The organism is Psychrobacillus vulpis (genome assembly GCF_006861825.1).
Taxonomy (GTDB): Bacteria; Bacillota; Bacilli; order Bacillales_A; family Planococcaceae; genus Psychrobacillus; species Psychrobacillus vulpis.
This window is the reverse complement of the sequence record NZ_VDGI01000001.1, coordinates 59,748-75,160: the sequence shown is the minus strand read 5'-3', so window position 1 is coordinate 75,160 and position 15,413 is coordinate 59,748. Positions and strand designations below refer to the sequence as shown.

12 protein-coding genes and 2 rRNA genes (1 of these 14 only partly in view) are annotated in these 15,413 nt (G+C 39.6%); 10 read left to right on the top strand and 4 right to left on the bottom strand.

Going from position 1 to position 15,413, the window contains the following annotated elements; translation table 11 throughout:
• Positions 1 to 1,664: ribosomal RNA gene (locus tag FG384_RS00345) — 23S ribosomal RNA — on the top strand; it begins 1,317 nt to the left of the window's first position.
• Positions 1,665 to 1,722: 58 nt separating this feature from the next.
• Positions 1,723 to 1,838 (top strand): 5S ribosomal RNA (gene rrf, locus FG384_RS00340).
• Positions 1,839 to 2,967: 1,129 nt separating this feature from the next.
• Here rrf and FG384_RS00335 read toward each other — a convergent pair.
• Entirely contained in the window at positions 2,968 to 3,327 is a 360-nt protein-coding gene (locus FG384_RS00335) for a VOC family protein (protein WP_338101306.1), read from the bottom strand.
• 142 nt (positions 3,328 to 3,469) lie between these two features.
• Between FG384_RS00335 and FG384_RS00330 the strand changes: the two genes are divergently transcribed.
• The 5 genes from FG384_RS00330 to FG384_RS00310 all read left to right on the top strand — a co-directional run bounded on the left by FG384_RS00330 (position 3,470) and on the right by FG384_RS00310 (position 7,178).
• Complete coding sequence (locus FG384_RS00330) at positions 3,470 to 4,345, top strand: helix-turn-helix transcriptional regulator (RefSeq protein WP_142640576.1); 876 nt, start codon at positions 3,470 to 3,472, stop codon at positions 4,343 to 4,345.
• Positions 4,346 to 4,513: 168 nt separating this feature from the next.
• A complete protein-coding gene (locus FG384_RS00325; RefSeq protein ID WP_205961720.1) occupies positions 4,514 to 4,912 on the top strand; it encodes a GntR family transcriptional regulator in 399 nt (132 codons plus the stop codon).
• Positions 4,899 to 5,777, top strand: coding sequence for an ATP-binding cassette domain-containing protein (locus FG384_RS00320; protein WP_142640574.1), 879 nt, complete (start codon positions 4,899 to 4,901; stop codon positions 5,775 to 5,777). Before FG384_RS00325 ends, FG384_RS00320 begins: the two co-directional genes overlap by 14 nt.
• Complete coding sequence (locus FG384_RS00315; protein WP_142640573.1) at positions 5,764 to 6,495, top strand: hypothetical protein; 732 nt, start codon at positions 5,764 to 5,766, stop codon at positions 6,493 to 6,495. Before FG384_RS00320 ends, FG384_RS00315 begins: the two co-directional genes overlap by 14 nt.
• A complete protein-coding gene (locus FG384_RS00310; protein WP_142640572.1) occupies positions 6,492 to 7,178 on the top strand; it encodes a hypothetical protein in 687 nt (228 codons plus the stop codon). The genes FG384_RS00315 and FG384_RS00310 overlap by 4 nt, the downstream gene beginning before the upstream one ends.
• A gap of 28 nt (positions 7,179 to 7,206) precedes the next feature.
• On the opposite strand, the gene FG384_RS00305 is transcribed toward FG384_RS00310, so the two are convergent.
• Positions 7,207 to 8,349, bottom strand: a complete 1,143-nt coding sequence (locus FG384_RS00305; protein WP_142640571.1) for an FAD-dependent monooxygenase — start codon at positions 8,347 to 8,349, stop codon at positions 7,207 to 7,209.
• A gap of 92 nt (positions 8,350 to 8,441) precedes the next feature.
• Between FG384_RS00305 and FG384_RS00300 the strand changes: the two genes are divergently transcribed.
• On the top strand, positions 8,442 to 9,422 hold the full coding sequence (locus tag FG384_RS00300) for a GNAT family N-acetyltransferase (protein WP_240793303.1): 981 nt from the start codon (positions 8,442 to 8,444) through the stop codon (positions 9,420 to 9,422).
• Positions 9,423 to 9,918: 496 nt separating this feature from the next.
• Here the strand turns inward: FG384_RS00300 and FG384_RS00295 are convergent, their stop codons facing one another.
• Positions 9,919 to 10,917, bottom strand: coding sequence for a PQQ-dependent sugar dehydrogenase (locus FG384_RS00295; RefSeq protein ID WP_142640569.1), 999 nt, complete (start codon positions 10,915 to 10,917; stop codon positions 9,919 to 9,921).
• A gap of 164 nt (positions 10,918 to 11,081) precedes the next feature.
• Between FG384_RS00295 and FG384_RS00290 the strand changes: the two genes are divergently transcribed.
• Both FG384_RS00290 and FG384_RS00285 read left to right on the top strand, forming a co-directional pair.
• A complete protein-coding gene (locus FG384_RS00290) occupies positions 11,082 to 11,816 on the top strand; it encodes a sulfite exporter TauE/SafE family protein (RefSeq protein ID WP_142640568.1) in 735 nt (244 codons plus the stop codon).
• Between the two features lie 31 nt (positions 11,817 to 11,847).
• On the top strand, positions 11,848 to 12,810 hold the full coding sequence (locus FG384_RS00285; protein WP_142640567.1) for a D-2-hydroxyacid dehydrogenase family protein: 963 nt from the start codon (positions 11,848 to 11,850) through the stop codon (positions 12,808 to 12,810).
• Positions 12,811 to 13,050: 240 nt separating this feature from the next.
• Here the strand turns inward: FG384_RS00285 and FG384_RS00280 are convergent, their stop codons facing one another.
• A complete protein-coding gene (locus FG384_RS00280; protein ID WP_205961719.1) occupies positions 13,051 to 15,213 on the bottom strand; it encodes a M28 family peptidase in 2,163 nt (720 codons plus the stop codon).
• Between the last annotated feature and the right edge of the window lie 200 nt (positions 15,214 to 15,413).

Genomic DNA, 15,413 nt, shown 5'->3' with positions numbered 1-15,413 from the left:
TTTGGTATCAGTGGTAGGAGAGCGTTCTAAGGGCGTTGAAGTCAGACCGGAAGGACTGGTGGAGCGCTTAGAAGTGAGAATGCCGGTATGAGTAGCGAAAGATGGGTGAGAATCCCATCCACCGTATGACTAAGGTTTCCTGAGGAAGGCTCGTCCGCTCAGGGTTAGTCGGGACCTAAGTCGAGGCCGATAGGCGTAGACGATGGACAACAGGTTGATATTCCTGTACCACCACCCCGCCGTTTGAGTAATGGGGGGACGCAGGAGGATAGGGTAAGCGTGCTGTTGGTTATGCACGTCCAAGCAGTGAGGTGTGAGTGTAGGCAAATCCGCACTCTATAACATTGAGCTGTGATGGCGAGCTCGTATGAGCGAAGTTCCTGATTTCACACTGCCAAGAAAAGCCTCTAACGAGGCGGGAGGTGCCCGTACCGCAAACCGACACAGGTAGTCGAGGAGAGAATCCTAAGGTGAGCGAGAGAACTCTCGTTAAGGAACTCGGCAAAATGACCCCGTAACTTCGGGAGAAGGGGTGCTCTTTGAGGTGCATAGCCTCGAAGAGCCGCAGTGAATAGGCCCAGGCGACTGTTTAGCAAAAACACAGGTCTCTGCAAAACCGTAAGGTGAAGTATAGGGGCTGACGCCTGCCCGGTGCTGGAAGGTTAAGAGGAGTGCTTAGCGCAAGCGAAGGTGCGAATTGAAGCCCCAGTAAACGGCGGCCGTAACTATAACGGTCCTAAGGTAGCGAAATTCCTTGTCGGGTAAGTTCCGACCCGCACGAAAGGCGTAACGATCTGGGCACTGTCTCAACGAGAGACTCGGTGAAATTATAGTACCTGTGAAGATGCAGGTTACCCGCGACAGGACGGAAAGACCCCGTGGAGCTTTACTGTAGCTTGATATTGAATTTTGGTGCAACTTGTACAGGATAGGTAGGAGCCTTAGAGCCCGGAGCGCCAGCTTCGGAGGAGGCGTCGGTGGGATACTACCCTGGTTGTATTGAAATTCTAACCCATACCCGTAACCCGGGTAGGAGACAGTGTCAGGCGGGCAGTTTGACTGGGGCGGTCGCCTCCTAAAGTGTAACGGAGGCGCCCAAAGGTTCCCTCAGAATGGTTGGAAATCATTCGAAGAGTGTAAAGGCAGAAGGGAGCTTGACTGCGAGACCTACAAGTCGAGCAGGGTCGAAAGACGGGCTTAGTGATCCGGTGGTTCCGCATGGAAGGGCCATCGCTCAACGGATAAAAGCTACCCCGGGGATAACAGGCTTATCTCCCCCAAGAGTCCACATCGACGGGGAGGTTTGGCACCTCGATGTCGGCTCATCGCATCCTGGGGCTGTAGTCGGTCCCAAGGGTTGGGCTGTTCGCCCATTAAAGCGGTACGCGAGCTGGGTTCAGAACGTCGTGAGACAGTTCGGTCCCTATCCGTCGTGGGCGTAGGAAATTTGAGAGGAGCTGTCCTTAGTACGAGAGGACCGGGATGGACACACCGCTGGTGTACCAGTTGTTCTGCCAAGAGCATCGCTGGGTAGCTATGTGTGGACGGGATAAGTGCTGAAAGCATCTAAGCATGAAGCCCCCCTNATGAGGTAGATAGGTTCGGGGTGGAAGCGTGGCGACACGTGCAGCTGACGAATACTAATCGATCGAGGACTTAACCAAATAGAATTTGTTTGTCGATATGTCGTTTATCCAGTTTTGAAAGAACAAGTACTCATTGTCTAGTGATGATGGCGAAGAGGTCACACCCGTTCCCATACCGAACACGGAAGTTAAGCTCTTCAGCGTCGATGGTAGTTGGGGGTTTCCCCCTGTGAGAGTAGAACGTCGCTAGGCACTAAGGTCGTTACCGAGTCATCGGTAGCGGCTTTTTTCGTTTATTCACCAATAAATAAAGTGCCGAAGGCAAATTGTAGAATGAGCAGCGAGAAAGTAGAGGAACAAAGAGTTCGAGGAAGCAAAGAAGAGAGACTCGGAACGTATGACATACGCGAGAATCGAACGACTGCGGCTGACGAAGAAATCTGCCGTTCATCTGCTTTCGCAGCCCGAACACGGAAGTTAAGCTCGCGCGTCGATGGTAGTTGGGGGTTTCCCCCTGTGAGAGTAGAACGTCGCTAGGCACTAAGGTCGTTACCGAGTCATCGGTAGCGGCTTTTTTCGTTTATTCACCAATAAATAAAGTGCCGAAGGCAAATTGTAGAATGAGCAGCGAGAAAGTAGAGGAACAAAGAGTTCGAGGAAGCAAAGAAGAGAGACTCGGAGCGTATGACATACGCGAGAATCGAACGACTGCGGCTGACGAAGAAATCTGCCGTTCATCTGCTTTCGCAGCCCGAATAAGCTCGCGCGTCGATGGTAGTTGGGGGTTTCCCCCTGTGAGAGTAGAACGTCGCTAGGCACTAAAAAGTCGTTACCGAGCAATCGGTAGCGGCTTTTTTCGTGTATGATCCAGAAAATAAAGTGCCGAAGGCAAACTGTAAGAAGAGTAGCGAGAAAGTAGAGAAACAAAGAGTTCAAGGAAGCAAAGAAGAGAGGCTCGGAGCGTATGGCATACGCGAGAATCGAACGACTGCGGTTGACGAAGAAATCTGCCGTTCATCTGTTTTCGCAGCCCGAACACGGAAGTTAAGCTCGCGCGTCGATGGTAGTTGGGGGTTTCCCCTTGTGAGAGTAGAACGTCGCTAGGCACTAAGAAGTCGTTACCGAGTAATCGGTAGCTGCTTTTTTTATTTGAAAATAAAATACCGAGGATAATGTAAAGCAAATAAAAGAAACCATTACTTTAAAACGACATTTCCCGGGAAATAATAACATTTTTCGTCATCTAGAAAGATTATTAGATGGACAAAAAAGATATTATCCGGTATAAATTAATTTATCCGAGCACAATTGTTACCAGGTTATAAAAAAATGCTATCCGGTAAAAAACGCTAAAAAGCCCCTTCAAAGAGGGGCAGAGACGTCATATTTTGATTTCACTCATTAATGCATGGGTATTACCTTCTGTATCTTTAAAGAACGCCATCCAGATCTCTATGTTACCCATTGTTCCTACTTGATGGGGTTCATCAAGAAACATAGCACCAGCTGCTTTCATTCGTGAAACTTCTACATTCAAATCGTCTACTTGGAAATACAATACTGAACTTGGATGATCGAATTCTTCCGATTCTGGACGACTCAGTAATAATCTAGTATCGTCACATTGAAAAAAAGCTAGCCCGTTCGTTTCAAATAGTAGGGGTAACCCTAATACTTCTCTATAAAATTCGACAGCTCGTTCCACATTTTCTACATTTACTGCAATTTGTCCTAACTTCATATGTATAACCTCCATATCTCTTATATAAATTCTATATCAAATCCAAAAAACCTTTTAAAAAAGACTATAAGCTTCGCAAAAAATATCAAAACTATCCCAAGTAGAACTATTAAAATAAGTAATAGAGGAGGTGCATGAGCTAGTGAATATTATTCAAAGAACAGTAAGCTGGTTAGAAACAAAGATAGAAGAACCGATAAGAAATGAAGAAATTGTTCAACTAACAGGATATTCTTTCTATCATTTTCATCGATTATTTCAAAAGAATGTAGGGATGTCATTTCATGAATATGTGCGGCAAAGAAGAATAGCAAGTGCAGCAAAAAAACTCATTTACACAGACACTCGAATATTGGATATTGCTTTTAGTTATCAGTTTGAGTCACAAGAATCTTTTACAAGAGCATTTCGGAAAATTTATGGATTACCACCAGGAAAGTATCGCACGCTCATGCGAACTTTATTGGAAGAAATAACTCAGCAGGAGGTACAGATTATGGAAGGTTGGTTTCTAAGTGGTACAAACAGTAATAGTTATGAGATGCGTAGGGATTTCAAAAATGTTCATAAAGGGAACGCATCAGGGCACTTACGATCAGTAGATCAGGTAGCTAAAGAAGATTTCGGTACGGTCATGCAACAATTCCTTGCCAAAGATTGGTGTGGAAAGCGTATGAAATTGTCGTGCTTTATTCAAACGAAGGATGTAGAAGGATTTGCTGGCTTGTGGATGCGAGTCGATGGCAAAGATGGAGATACATTGCAATTTGATAATATGCACAACCGTCCTATTAAGAATACGACTGGTTGGAATCATTACACCGTCGTGTTAGATGTCCCACAAAATGCAAGTGCTATCTATTTTGGCGTCATGCTACAAGGTGCTGGAGAAGTATGGATGGATGAGTTTACCTTGGTAGAAGTGGATGAGAAAACCCCTTTAACAAATATGATGGTGCCTGAAAATATGCCAAGTGAGCCAGTGAATTTAAATTTTGAATCCGAGTTTGAGAAGTAAAATGATCTTTAAATTATCCACATTCAAATAGAATGTGGTTTTTTTCTGACTAGAAAAGTTTTATTAATGGTTGTCATTAATAAAATAAGTTAGACTTTTGAGATGTTTTATTATATACTACATTACAACACTAATGCACTAACTTTTAATGAAAGGAGAATAACTAAATTGAATCTAAATGCAGATAGCACGAAGCCCATCTATATTCAAATTGCAGAATGGATTGAAAATGAAATAATTGCAGAGCGATTTCTAAGCGATGAAAAAGTAAATTCTCAATATCAATTAGCTGATCTATTTAACATTAACCCGGCGACTGCTGCAAAGGGTTTAACGATACTTGTTGAAGAACAAATTCTGTACAAGAAAAGGGGACTTGGAATGTTCGTTGCACCGGAAGGAAAAAGCATAATTTTGGAAAAGCGACGTAACGAAACTCTGACAAGAATGGCAATGGAGCTTGTTCTAGAAGCAAGACGACTTTCTGTGACGGAAGATGAGCTCATCAATTTAATAAAACAGGAAAATAAGAAGTGTGAGGAGGAGCAAAACAATGGTGGTAATTGATTGCCAAAATCTCCAAAAGAAATACAAGGGAATGGCCGCACTTAATGGGATAACGTTTCAATTGGAAGACCATAAAATTACAGGTTTGATTGGTCGTAATGGAGCAGGAAAAACGACATTGCTCAAAATCTTAGCAGGCTTTATTAGAGAAAATTCTGGAGAGGTTAGAGTATTTTCTAACAAACCATTTAATAATTTGCGGGTATCGGCGAACAGTATTTTAGTAGACGATCAAATGAGCTTTCCGGATTCTTTAACGTTAGCTGATATATTAGAAGCTGCACCTAGTTTTTATAAGAGGTGGGATGCGGGGCTAGCGGCAAGCTTATTTGATTATTTTAGATTGAATCCAAAACAATTGCATTTTAAATTATCAAAGGGTGCAAAGGCTACATTTAATATGATATTTGGATTAGCGACACGCTGTGAGTTAACAATGTTTGATGAACCTACAAATGGCATGGATGAGGCAGTTCGATCCGATTTCTATCGAGCGTTGCTAAAAGAATACATAGCATACCCACGCTCGATTCTGATTTCTAGTCACCATTTAGCTGAAATGGAGCATTTGCTAGAAGATATTCTACTTATTCATAAAGGGAAAGTTGTTCTACATCAATCATTAGAAGAAGTAAAAGAGTATGCAGTTGCTCTTCAAGGACAAACAGACATAGTGGAGAAGTTAACAGCAGAAAAGGATGTTCTTCATATAAAACAATTGGATAGTCATCGTAAGTATGCAGTGATAAAAAAAGAAGACTCACTTGGAGTGGAAGGAGTCACAATACAAACTGTATCCGCGACTGATGTTTGTATGTTTATGACGAGTGAAAGGAAAGGAGGGATTGATGATGTTTTTAAGTAATAGTACTTTAGGAGAAGTGGTAAAGTCACAAGTGGAATTTAAGCTGAATACTTATATGGGAGCAGTGGCATCGCTTATACTAGTACAGATAATTGGGCTTCTCTTTTCGATGAATGGAACGGGTTCGAGTGGAACTAGTATAAATAATATTTCGATTCATGTATCTATAGTTTCGCTCGATATTGTATATATTTTTGTAGCACTTTGGGCATTTGTAATTGGAAATATGATAACGATTAAAACAAATTGGCACAGTGACTTTTCGTTCGTAGGAACTCGCTTAAGTAGTAGTCTAGCGAATATCATTGTACTTTGTATGATAAGCGTATTTGCTGGAGTAACTACATTTTTATCCAATTACGTTTTACGCGTTATACTTCTTCTTTTTGGTAAGGTAGATTATGTGAAAAGCTCAAGTATTTTTGATGATCCATTGAACTCCATTCTTAACATTGGAGTAATGATAGCATTTATTTTAATGATTTCGGCAATAGGTTATTTTCGGGGAATCCTTGTTCAAAATAATAAAATATTCACGTTTCTATTGCCGGTTTTGTTAATTACAATATTAGTAACAAAGTCTGGCCAAAAGCTTTTTCAATACGTATTTATCGGAAATGAATCTATTCTAATTTTGATTGTTAAGCTAGTTTGTATTTCTATTGTCTTCTTTGCGCTTTCAATATTATGCTCGAATCGTTTGGAGGTTAGATCATGAATAATTGGATGCTATTACCTCTTTTAGGTACACTTTTTATCGCATGGTTAATCTTTCGAGTAGCGAAAAGTGTATCGAAACGTATCAATTGGAATCAACGATTGAATAAATGGACTATTAGTACTTATGTAGGCATTCTTTTATTAGCGGTAATTGTGTATGAATTTATACCTGCGAATGGCGATGAAGTAATTGACAAAAAAGAGTATCAGGCGTTATCACACGAAAATAATTTATTTGAGAAGGCTTTCGGAAATAACGAAGAAAGTAAATTTGATTCAAAGTTTTTAGTGGAAGAATGGATGGAAGAATTAGAAGGAGACACATTAGAAATAATTTCACAAGGTTCAACTTTTCCTACAGCAAAGTTAAATATTGAATGGACGGATTCAAAGGAACAATTTGTGGAAGTTAAAATGTTTCAGACGAATATACTTATGAATGGTGTTAATGTAACAGGTAAAATTCCATTGTCAACCATTGAATGGGAAAAGGATCAACTTGTTATTACAGCTCCTAAAGCAGGAGAATTGAGATATTATCGTTTTTCCAATGAATTATTTGCCCTTTCAATTGGCGACGATATTATTCAAAATAGGGGAATTTTTGGAGACACATATATATACTTAAAAGTTCCAAAACATATCAATGTTATAGACAAAAATGGATTACAATTTTACTAAGAAAAAGTGCCTTCCTAAGGAGGCACTTTTATTTTAATTTCACATGAAACAAAAACTTTAACCTCCATAGAAGCCAATTGGATGGGATGAACGAAAATAAAAAGTCTCGAGCAGTAGTAAGTGAGCGAGAACGAAGCTGAGCAACTGCTCCAATTTGCCGAGATAGATTAATCACTTTTGCGGTACGTGCTACTCGCTTTTCTTCGTAAAAAGCAAGGGCTTTATCTATATTTCGAAACATCTGAAAGGCATTTCCTAGCACAATTCCATCTTCAATTGCTTGTCCAGCACCTTGCCCCATATTTGGCGTAGTTGCATGTGCTGCGTCCCCTAGTAATACAATGCGATTAAAAACAAATCGTTGAAGGGGCTCAATGTCCGATATGTCATGGTGAAGAATATTGTTTGTAGGTGTATTTTGAATTATTTCGGTTACAACCTTTGGGAAGTTCTTAAATAGATTGGCAATTTCCTGCCGTTCTAGGTTTTGATAAAAAGTGTCCTTTGCTCGAGTACTTACGCATGCAAACCAATAGACTTGTCCATTACTCATAGGTGCCATTCCGAATCGCCCGGATGGAGACCATATTTCCGTAGAAGTGTAATTAGACACTCTCTCCTTATTTTCAGTAACACCTCTCCAACATGTATACCCTGCGTAACGAGTTTCAGATCCTGGTATAAGCTTTTTTCGAATAGGAGAATGAATGCCATCTGCAGCAATTAATAGGTCTGCGGTCACTTCGGATTTATCTCCAAAATAAGCAGTAACTTTACCTTCCCTTTGTTCAACGTTGACACATTTTTTATTGTAATACATCGTATTTGGACCTAATGCATCTAGAAATGTTCTATGTAAATCGGCTCGATGAATCGTAATATTTTCTTGTCCAAATCGTTTTTTTAGCAAGGAAAAGTCTATCGTATTTAATGTCTTTCCATTTGCGTTTTGGAAGACCTGAGTGTGCAATACGTTACCATTTGCAAAAACTTTATCACCAACTCCAATTTTCATAAGGGCTTGCATAGCATTCGATCCAATTCCAATACCTGCTCCTACAGGTTGAAAAGTTGGAGCTGCTTCGTACACTTTTACAGAATATCCATGTGTTTGTAAAGTTACAGCAGCGCAAAGTCCACCAATTCCACCGCCAATAATTGCAATCTCCATAGCGCTCAGCACCTTTCTTGTCTTTAGTTTAGCAAATAATGAGGAGATTTTTGTGTTATGCTAATAAAAAATCAATAAGTGGGGGAATTATTGTGACTGAACTTATAGCATATGAAGAAAAATATTTTGCAGATCTTGAAAATTATCCACTGTCTGAAGAGCAGCTAGGATTTACAGGGCATCCACTCGAATTGCTAGAACGAAGCACAAATATATCAACATACACACCTATTATTATATTGGAAGAAGGACAAGTCGCTGGATTTTTTGTGCTCGATACTGGCGAAGATAAATTCAATTATACGGATCAGCAGGAGAGCATATTACTTCGCGGTTATTCCATTCACCCTGCATTTCAAGGGAGGGGAATAGCGAAAACTTCTATGAGTCTCATACCTCCATATGTTTTGGAGCATTTCCCAAAAATCAAACAAGTTGTACTCGGTGTCAATGAAGCTAATAAGGCTGCTCAGTCTGTATATTTAAAGACAGGGTTTATCGATGAAGGAAAGCGATTTAATGGGAGATCAGGTGTACAAATCGCTATGAGCTTGAAGTTAAATGAAGTAATTACTCGACAAGCCATTCTTGGAGATGAACAAGGTATCGTCGATGTGTGTGTTGCTGCTCAATGGAATACATATAAAGAGCTGTATACTGTAGAATACATAGAAAGTATTATTGAAAAGTACTATACGACAGAACGAATTAAAGAAGAAATAACTTCTACAAGTCGTGACTGGAATGGTTATTATGTTGCTTTGCTGAACAATCGAATTGTCGGTGCAATAGGGGGAGGAGTCGATGAAGAGGGAGTTGCAGAAGTATATGTATTCTATCTAGATCCCCAAAAACGAGGGGAAGGTATTGGTACAAAACTGCTCCAAAGCTTTACAGAAATACAACGAAATCAATATAATGCACATGAACAATGGGTGTCTGTAGCAAAAGGAAATGATCTCAGTATCCCATTTTACGAAGCACGTGGATTTGTTTTTCAAATGGAAGAGGAACCATACGAAAGCAACCAAGAAAACAATGTCCAATCATTGCGCTATAAAAGAGAGATTTAATTCCCTAAGGGGTAAATGCATCGTAATCATTTCTAGCTAATCGCGTGCATTTTATAAGTTTATGAACACCATCGTCTTGTTAAATTCGTAGAGGAAAAAGCTGCGAAACTCCTGTGGAAAAAAGGAACGTCCAATACCCCGCACGAGCGTAGCGAGGCCACTGAAAAACTCAAAATTATTATTTTTATAGGAACTATTTGCTTGTATATCATTTAAAGAATTTAGCGCGACGCATGAGACTCCTGCGGGAAAGCGAGACAGACGAGACCCCGCACGAAGCGAAGCGTAGGAGGAGGCTCGTCGCTCGCCCGCGGAAAGCGAATGCCAAAGCGCTAAATTCTCTTAGGACTATTTGATAGATAATTTATATGAATGACACTTTTTCAGTGCTCTCAGCGCAGCGCGGAGGAGGCTTGGCGATTCGTCCGCGGAAAGCGAGTGGCTTTTTCTATATAAATTAATCGACATTCTGAACCCCCTAAAATAGGGGGTTTTTTCACTCTTTTAATTTATACAACACATCGTCATCTGCCTTAGGTGTTCCTCGACCGTCTGTATTGTTGGTAATGAAATAAAGTGATTCCCCGTCGGAATATACATCTCGTACTCGTCCGAACCCAGTAATAGACCGTTCTACTTCACCAGTGGATACATCCATTACTTTTACTGCCTCTCCACGAAGTGTGACGACGTATAGTTTTCCCTTATGGAACGCGATACCAGACGGAGCCCAAGTTTCATTATCACCAGAAGTTATAATAGGTGTTTCTAGCCCTTCTTTAGTTTCTTTTCCTTGGATAATCGGATATCCATAGTTACTTCCTTGTGTTATCTGGTTGATCTCATCATTTGCAAATTGACCATGTTCTGATTCATACAGAATTCCATCCTTATCCCATGCTAGACCCTGTGGATTACGATGACCAATAGAAAAGACTTCGAAAGTGCCGTCCTCCTTCATTCGCAAGATTTTCCCATTAAGTGTTCTTATATCCTGTGCATTGTCGGGATTTCCTGCGTCACCAATAGTCACATAAAGGAATCCATCAGGTCCAATTTCTAACCTTCCACCATGATGAATATTGCCAGTAGGTATCTCGCTAAGGTGTATTGTAGTTTCACGCCAAGTACCGTCTTCAAGTTTAATCGTTACGACACGATTGAAGGCTTCTCCGTCCTGGTCATAAGTGTAATAGGCGAAAGCTTTCTGTGAATCCGCAAAATCTTTCTTCAATACAAACCCGAGCAGACCAGCCTCGGATGCACGAGATAAATCACTCGAGAGCTCCACATTTTGATGCTCAACTTTCCCATTCTTATTTATTTTAGCAATCGTTCCAACTCGTTCAGATATATAAAAAGTATCTTCATATAGATTAATGGACCATGGAGTATCCAAATTAGTGGCCACTTTTTCAGCAAGAACTTCATTTCTAGTACTTGTTTCATCTGAACAACCGAATAGTAGCAATGATAAAACTAATATTTTTTTCATATGAAATCCTCCTCATCCTAGTTATTCCCGTTTCTTAGTAAATTCTCCTTCAAGGGATGATAAGTTTTTCAAATCGAAAACTATAAATACTATCGAATTTACTTATTGTATGGAGAGGAGTATGCTGAATTTACATCAAGTACGAGTTGAAAGAGGGGGCAACTATGGAATTCATCCTATTTTTCTTTGTCGGAGTTGTCGGTAATATTGTCGGCACATTGGTAGGTGGAGGAGGGCTAATTAGCTTACCAACAATGCTTCTTATGGGGTTACCAGTGCATTCAGCAATTGGAGCAAACAAAGTGTCCAATACAGTTAGTTCGTTATCTAGTTTTCTTGTTATTTTCAAGGACAAGGAAGTTACCTTGAAAGAAGCACTATCAGTTGTTGCTTTTTGTATGGGAGGAGGGATATTGGGGGGGCTAATCGCTTCTTTCATAAGTGGAGACACACTAACGATTATCGCTATTTTACTATTAACCTTTGCATTTATTACATCCTTCATGGGAAAAGTGAACTTTGAAGGAACAGAACCGCTAAGATTGAATAAAAAAATAGGTCCTGCACTACTTGGGATAGGAATGTACGATGGTATGTTTGGACCAGGGAGCAGTACTCTAGCACTTTACTTATATGCGAGTCAAAAAATAGCATATATTCGAGCGGTTGGTTTAACACGTATTGGTGTATTTGCAAGTTGCTTTGGGGCTTCCATCACATATATTTCGACTGGTAAGATTATTTGGCCAATCACAATTGCACTAATGCTTGGAGCTATTGTAGGTGCACAGCTTGGGGTACGTTTAGCACGTAAATTGAAATCGGAGCAAGTTAAGCCTTTGCTAAGATTAGTAACTGTTTTATTAATCGTACAAATCGTGATGGATTATATAAAATAATTGTATGTTGAATGAAAAAGGGGGATGTAGTATGAATTTACGTTGTGCAATACTAGATGATTATCAAAATGTAGCGTTAAAAATGGCAGATTGGTCTAGCGTTATGGATAAGGTGGAGGTGAAAACATTTCACAACCATTTTGAACAAGAAGAGCAATTAATAGAAGCAATTAGAGATTTTGACATTATAGTCATTATGCGTGAGCGAACACCTTTTACAGCGGGTATCTTTGAACAACTACCTAAACTTAAATTACTCGTAACATCTGGTATGAGAAATGCTTCGATTGATTTGAATGCAGCTACAAAACATGGAGTAGTTGTATGTGGTACTGCAAGCATGTCTGAGCCACCAACAGAGTTAACTTGGGCGTTATTATTAAATATTGCTCGCCAGATTACGCAAGAAAACAATGAGCTTCGAAAAAATGGACCTTGGCAAAGCACAGTAGGAACAGATCTATACGGCAAACGTCTAGGACTACTGGGGCTTGGTAAAATAGGAAGTCGAATGGCAACAATTGCTCAAGCATTTGGAATGGAAGTCATCGCATGGAGTCAAAATTTAACGAAAGAACAAACGGATAAAATTGGTGTGCAATTAGCAAAGTCTAAAGAAGAATTACTTGAAACTAGCGACTTTGTTTCCATTCACCTTGTTTTAAGTGATCGAACAAAAGGAATGATAGGAACAAAGGAATTACAGCGCATGAAAGCTTCTGCTTATTTGGTCAATACATCACGTGCAGCAATTGTGCACCAAGAGGCACTGATAGAAGCACTTCAAGAAAAATGGATAGCTGGAGCAGGAATAGATGTATTTGAAGTAGAGCCACTTTCAGAAACTCATCCATTCCGAACACTTCCGAATGTTTTAGCAACACCACATATCGGTTATGTGACTAAAGATAATTACAGTACGTATTACAGGGAAGCAGTTCAAGATATTCAAGCATTTTTGGATGGAGCAGCTATACGTCAGATTAATTCATAATGGAAAAAGAGCTCCTAACAAATCGTTAGGGACTCACAGGTTGTAGACGGATCAAATTTCGAAGGTTGTCACTTCAGACTGACTTGAAAACGCTTGTCAGTCGAGGCACGCAAGCGCGAGGCGGAAGCGAATAGAACTAAAGTTCATGAGCTTACAACGAGCTCCAGTAACGAAGAATGAAAGCGTTTGTCAATAGTCAGAGAGCTCCTAACAAATCGTTAGGAACTCTTTTTATATACATTACTTCAATCCATCCAACATCTCATCAAGCTTTTTCACGCTTGTAATTTCATCTGAGACTGTAGTTTTCAACAATTCTATTTGTCTTTCTAGCGAACCGTTCAATGTTTTAAGCTCTGCAGACACATCTGCATCTGATTGTTCACTTTTATTCTTCAACGAACTAATCGTGTCAAATAAGTCTTCGTGGCCAACAATTCTGCCAGCACCCCACATAAGCTTTTCTTTCGGTGCCTCTAGTACATAATCTGTGAAATAATCGTATACTTCTTTTTCAAAATCATATGCGTACCAGTTGTTATCAATTGCCCACAGATACTCATCAATAGGTGTTGCAATGTCGCCTTGGTTTAACGAATCGATAGATAAGGCTAGGTTCTTAATGTTATTTTGTGCATGTTCATGAGGGAAAATTGGTTCATCTTCCCATGTCAAACGCACAAATTGATCTTCTGCATATTTAAATGCAGCAAGTAATCCACTGTTCAACTCTCTGCTTTCTTCATATAGCTTTTTAGCAGTATCAGCATCGCCTTTTGTTAGAGCAGCTAAATAATCTTCGTTCACTTTCGATACTTTTGCATTTACGTCTTCAGCAGTTGAAATCGCATGATTGATTTCTGCAATAAGCTCGTCCGAGGAAACTCCAGCTTTTTTAAATGCTTCTGCATTAATGTCTTCTTTCATAGCATTTAAACGAGTAGTAAAGTCTAATGGTACAACAGCTGTTTGATCATAATGCATTGTAAGTAATCCATATAAATTTAAATGGAATTTTAGAGCATCCGCATTAAATGCATCTTCACTATCAAATTGAGAGTGATAATGAGAATGCATAAACTCACTATCTTGGAAATCATTACGAAGTGCAGGAACACCCGCAACTCCAAATGAGAAGTCATCTGACCACGTACGTAAAGGCGATACTACTGAAATACCATCTTTATAAATTCCATCTACGCTTGGTACCTTTTCCGCAAATTTAGTTAAATAGTTATTCAACTCATAAACTGAGCGAATTTCATCTTGTGTTGTATGTTCATAAGCAGGAAGCTCAAAGTTCATATTGGCAAATGCTTTGCCAACCCATTCCGGATGAACATTGAAAATTTGATTGTATGCGCCTGTTGACCAGTCATAACGAGAGTTCGAGACTCCCCATTCTTCTGCGGCAAGTGCATTGAAAATAATCGTTTTTTCCGGTTGATATCCGCTATCGACTAATCCTTTAGCAATGCCCATCATTAAACCTATCGCAGCGTTATCATCTTGGAATCCAGAAAAATACGAATCATAATGCGCAGATAAAATGATATATGATTCTGGGTCTTTTCCGATAATCTTACCGTAGTAATTATATGATTTACCATCAAATTTCACAGTAGATTTTGCATCAAATTTCACTTTAAGCGTACCGTTTTCACTAGCTTCCAGTGCTTTCTTTAAACTGTTTCCGTCTGTTTGAGACATAGAAAATGCAGGAGCATCATCAGGTCCACAAATATCTTGAGCATTAAGTGCATCTGAATCTACTTCACCATACCCAGCTTCTTGTACTGCGATTACTGCAGCTGCACCTTTTAAATGTGCTTGATAAGCAGGGTAATTAATCCACCATTCTTCTCGTTGGTTAATATCTATTAAAACGAGTTTTCCTTCGATATCCAGTTCAGCAAGCTCATCTGCTGTCCCTTTACCAACGTAGACAATCTCAAGTTCCTTTACACCATTCGTATCGAAATTAACTTGGTAACCTCCTAAAACAGCGAGATGTTCTTTACCGTTTGCATCTGTAAAAGTTAAATCGGCTTTTTCGAATTCCCATGAATCGACTTTGAACTCATCTTTAGTCACTTCGGTAAGTCCAATTTTCTTCATTTCTTCTCCAATTTTTTCACCAGTCTTCCATTCTGCTTCTGATCCAGCAGTACGATATCCAAGCTTTTCATTGGTTTTGAATTCTTCCAAACTTTTTGCGAATTGAAAAGCATAATCCACGTTTACTGCTGATAAATAATTGGCATTTGCATCTTTAATAGAAAGAGTTTTCCCGTCTTGGACTGACTCTTCTTTCACTTTTGTAGATTCTTCGGTTGGGGTACACGCCACTAACGACATTGCTACTAACATCGACAAAGTCAGGCAGCTAACGATCTTTTTCATTTATCACATTCCTTTTCTAAAAATAGTCGAACTAGATTATTAAACGATAATTTTGAAAAATTAGCAATATATTTATAGTTTCCCTTAAAATTAAATAACTAAACTTTGCAAATATATTAATTGCATTATCACTATTGTTATAATAATATTTTATTTGTCGTTTTGTTGTGAATGTTCAGAAAAAATGATAAAATATAAAG

Bases quoted from the DNA above. Each gene is read 5' to 3' on its own strand.
- FG384_RS00335 (WP_338101306.1), bottom strand. From the start codon at position 3,327: ATGAAGTTAGGACAAATTGCAGTAAATGTAGAAAATGTGGAACGAGCT.
- FG384_RS00320 (WP_142640574.1), top strand. From the start codon at position 4,899: ATGGTGGTAATTGATTGCCAAAATCTCCAAAAGAAATACAAGGGAATG.
- FG384_RS00315 (WP_142640573.1), top strand. From the start codon at position 5,764: ATGTTTTTAAGTAATAGTACTTTAGGAGAAGTGGTAAAGTCACAAGTG.
- FG384_RS00310 (WP_142640572.1), top strand. From the start codon at position 6,492: ATGAATAATTGGATGCTATTACCTCTTTTAGGTACACTTTTTATCGCA.
- FG384_RS00305 (WP_142640571.1), bottom strand. From the start codon at position 8,349: ATGGAGATTGCAATTATTGGCGGTGGAATTGGTGGACTTTGCGCTGCT.
- FG384_RS00295 (WP_142640569.1), bottom strand. From the start codon at position 10,917: ATGAAAAAAATATTAGTTTTATCATTGCTACTATTCGGTTGTTCAGAT.
- FG384_RS00290 (WP_142640568.1), top strand. From the start codon at position 11,082: ATGGAATTCATCCTATTTTTCTTTGTCGGAGTTGTCGGTAATATTGTC.
- FG384_RS00285 (WP_142640567.1), top strand. From the start codon at position 11,848: ATGAATTTACGTTGTGCAATACTAGATGATTATCAAAATGTAGCGTTA.
- FG384_RS00280 (WP_205961719.1), bottom strand. From the start codon at position 15,213: ATGAAAAAGATCGTTAGCTGCCTGACTTTGTCGATGTTAGTAGCAATG.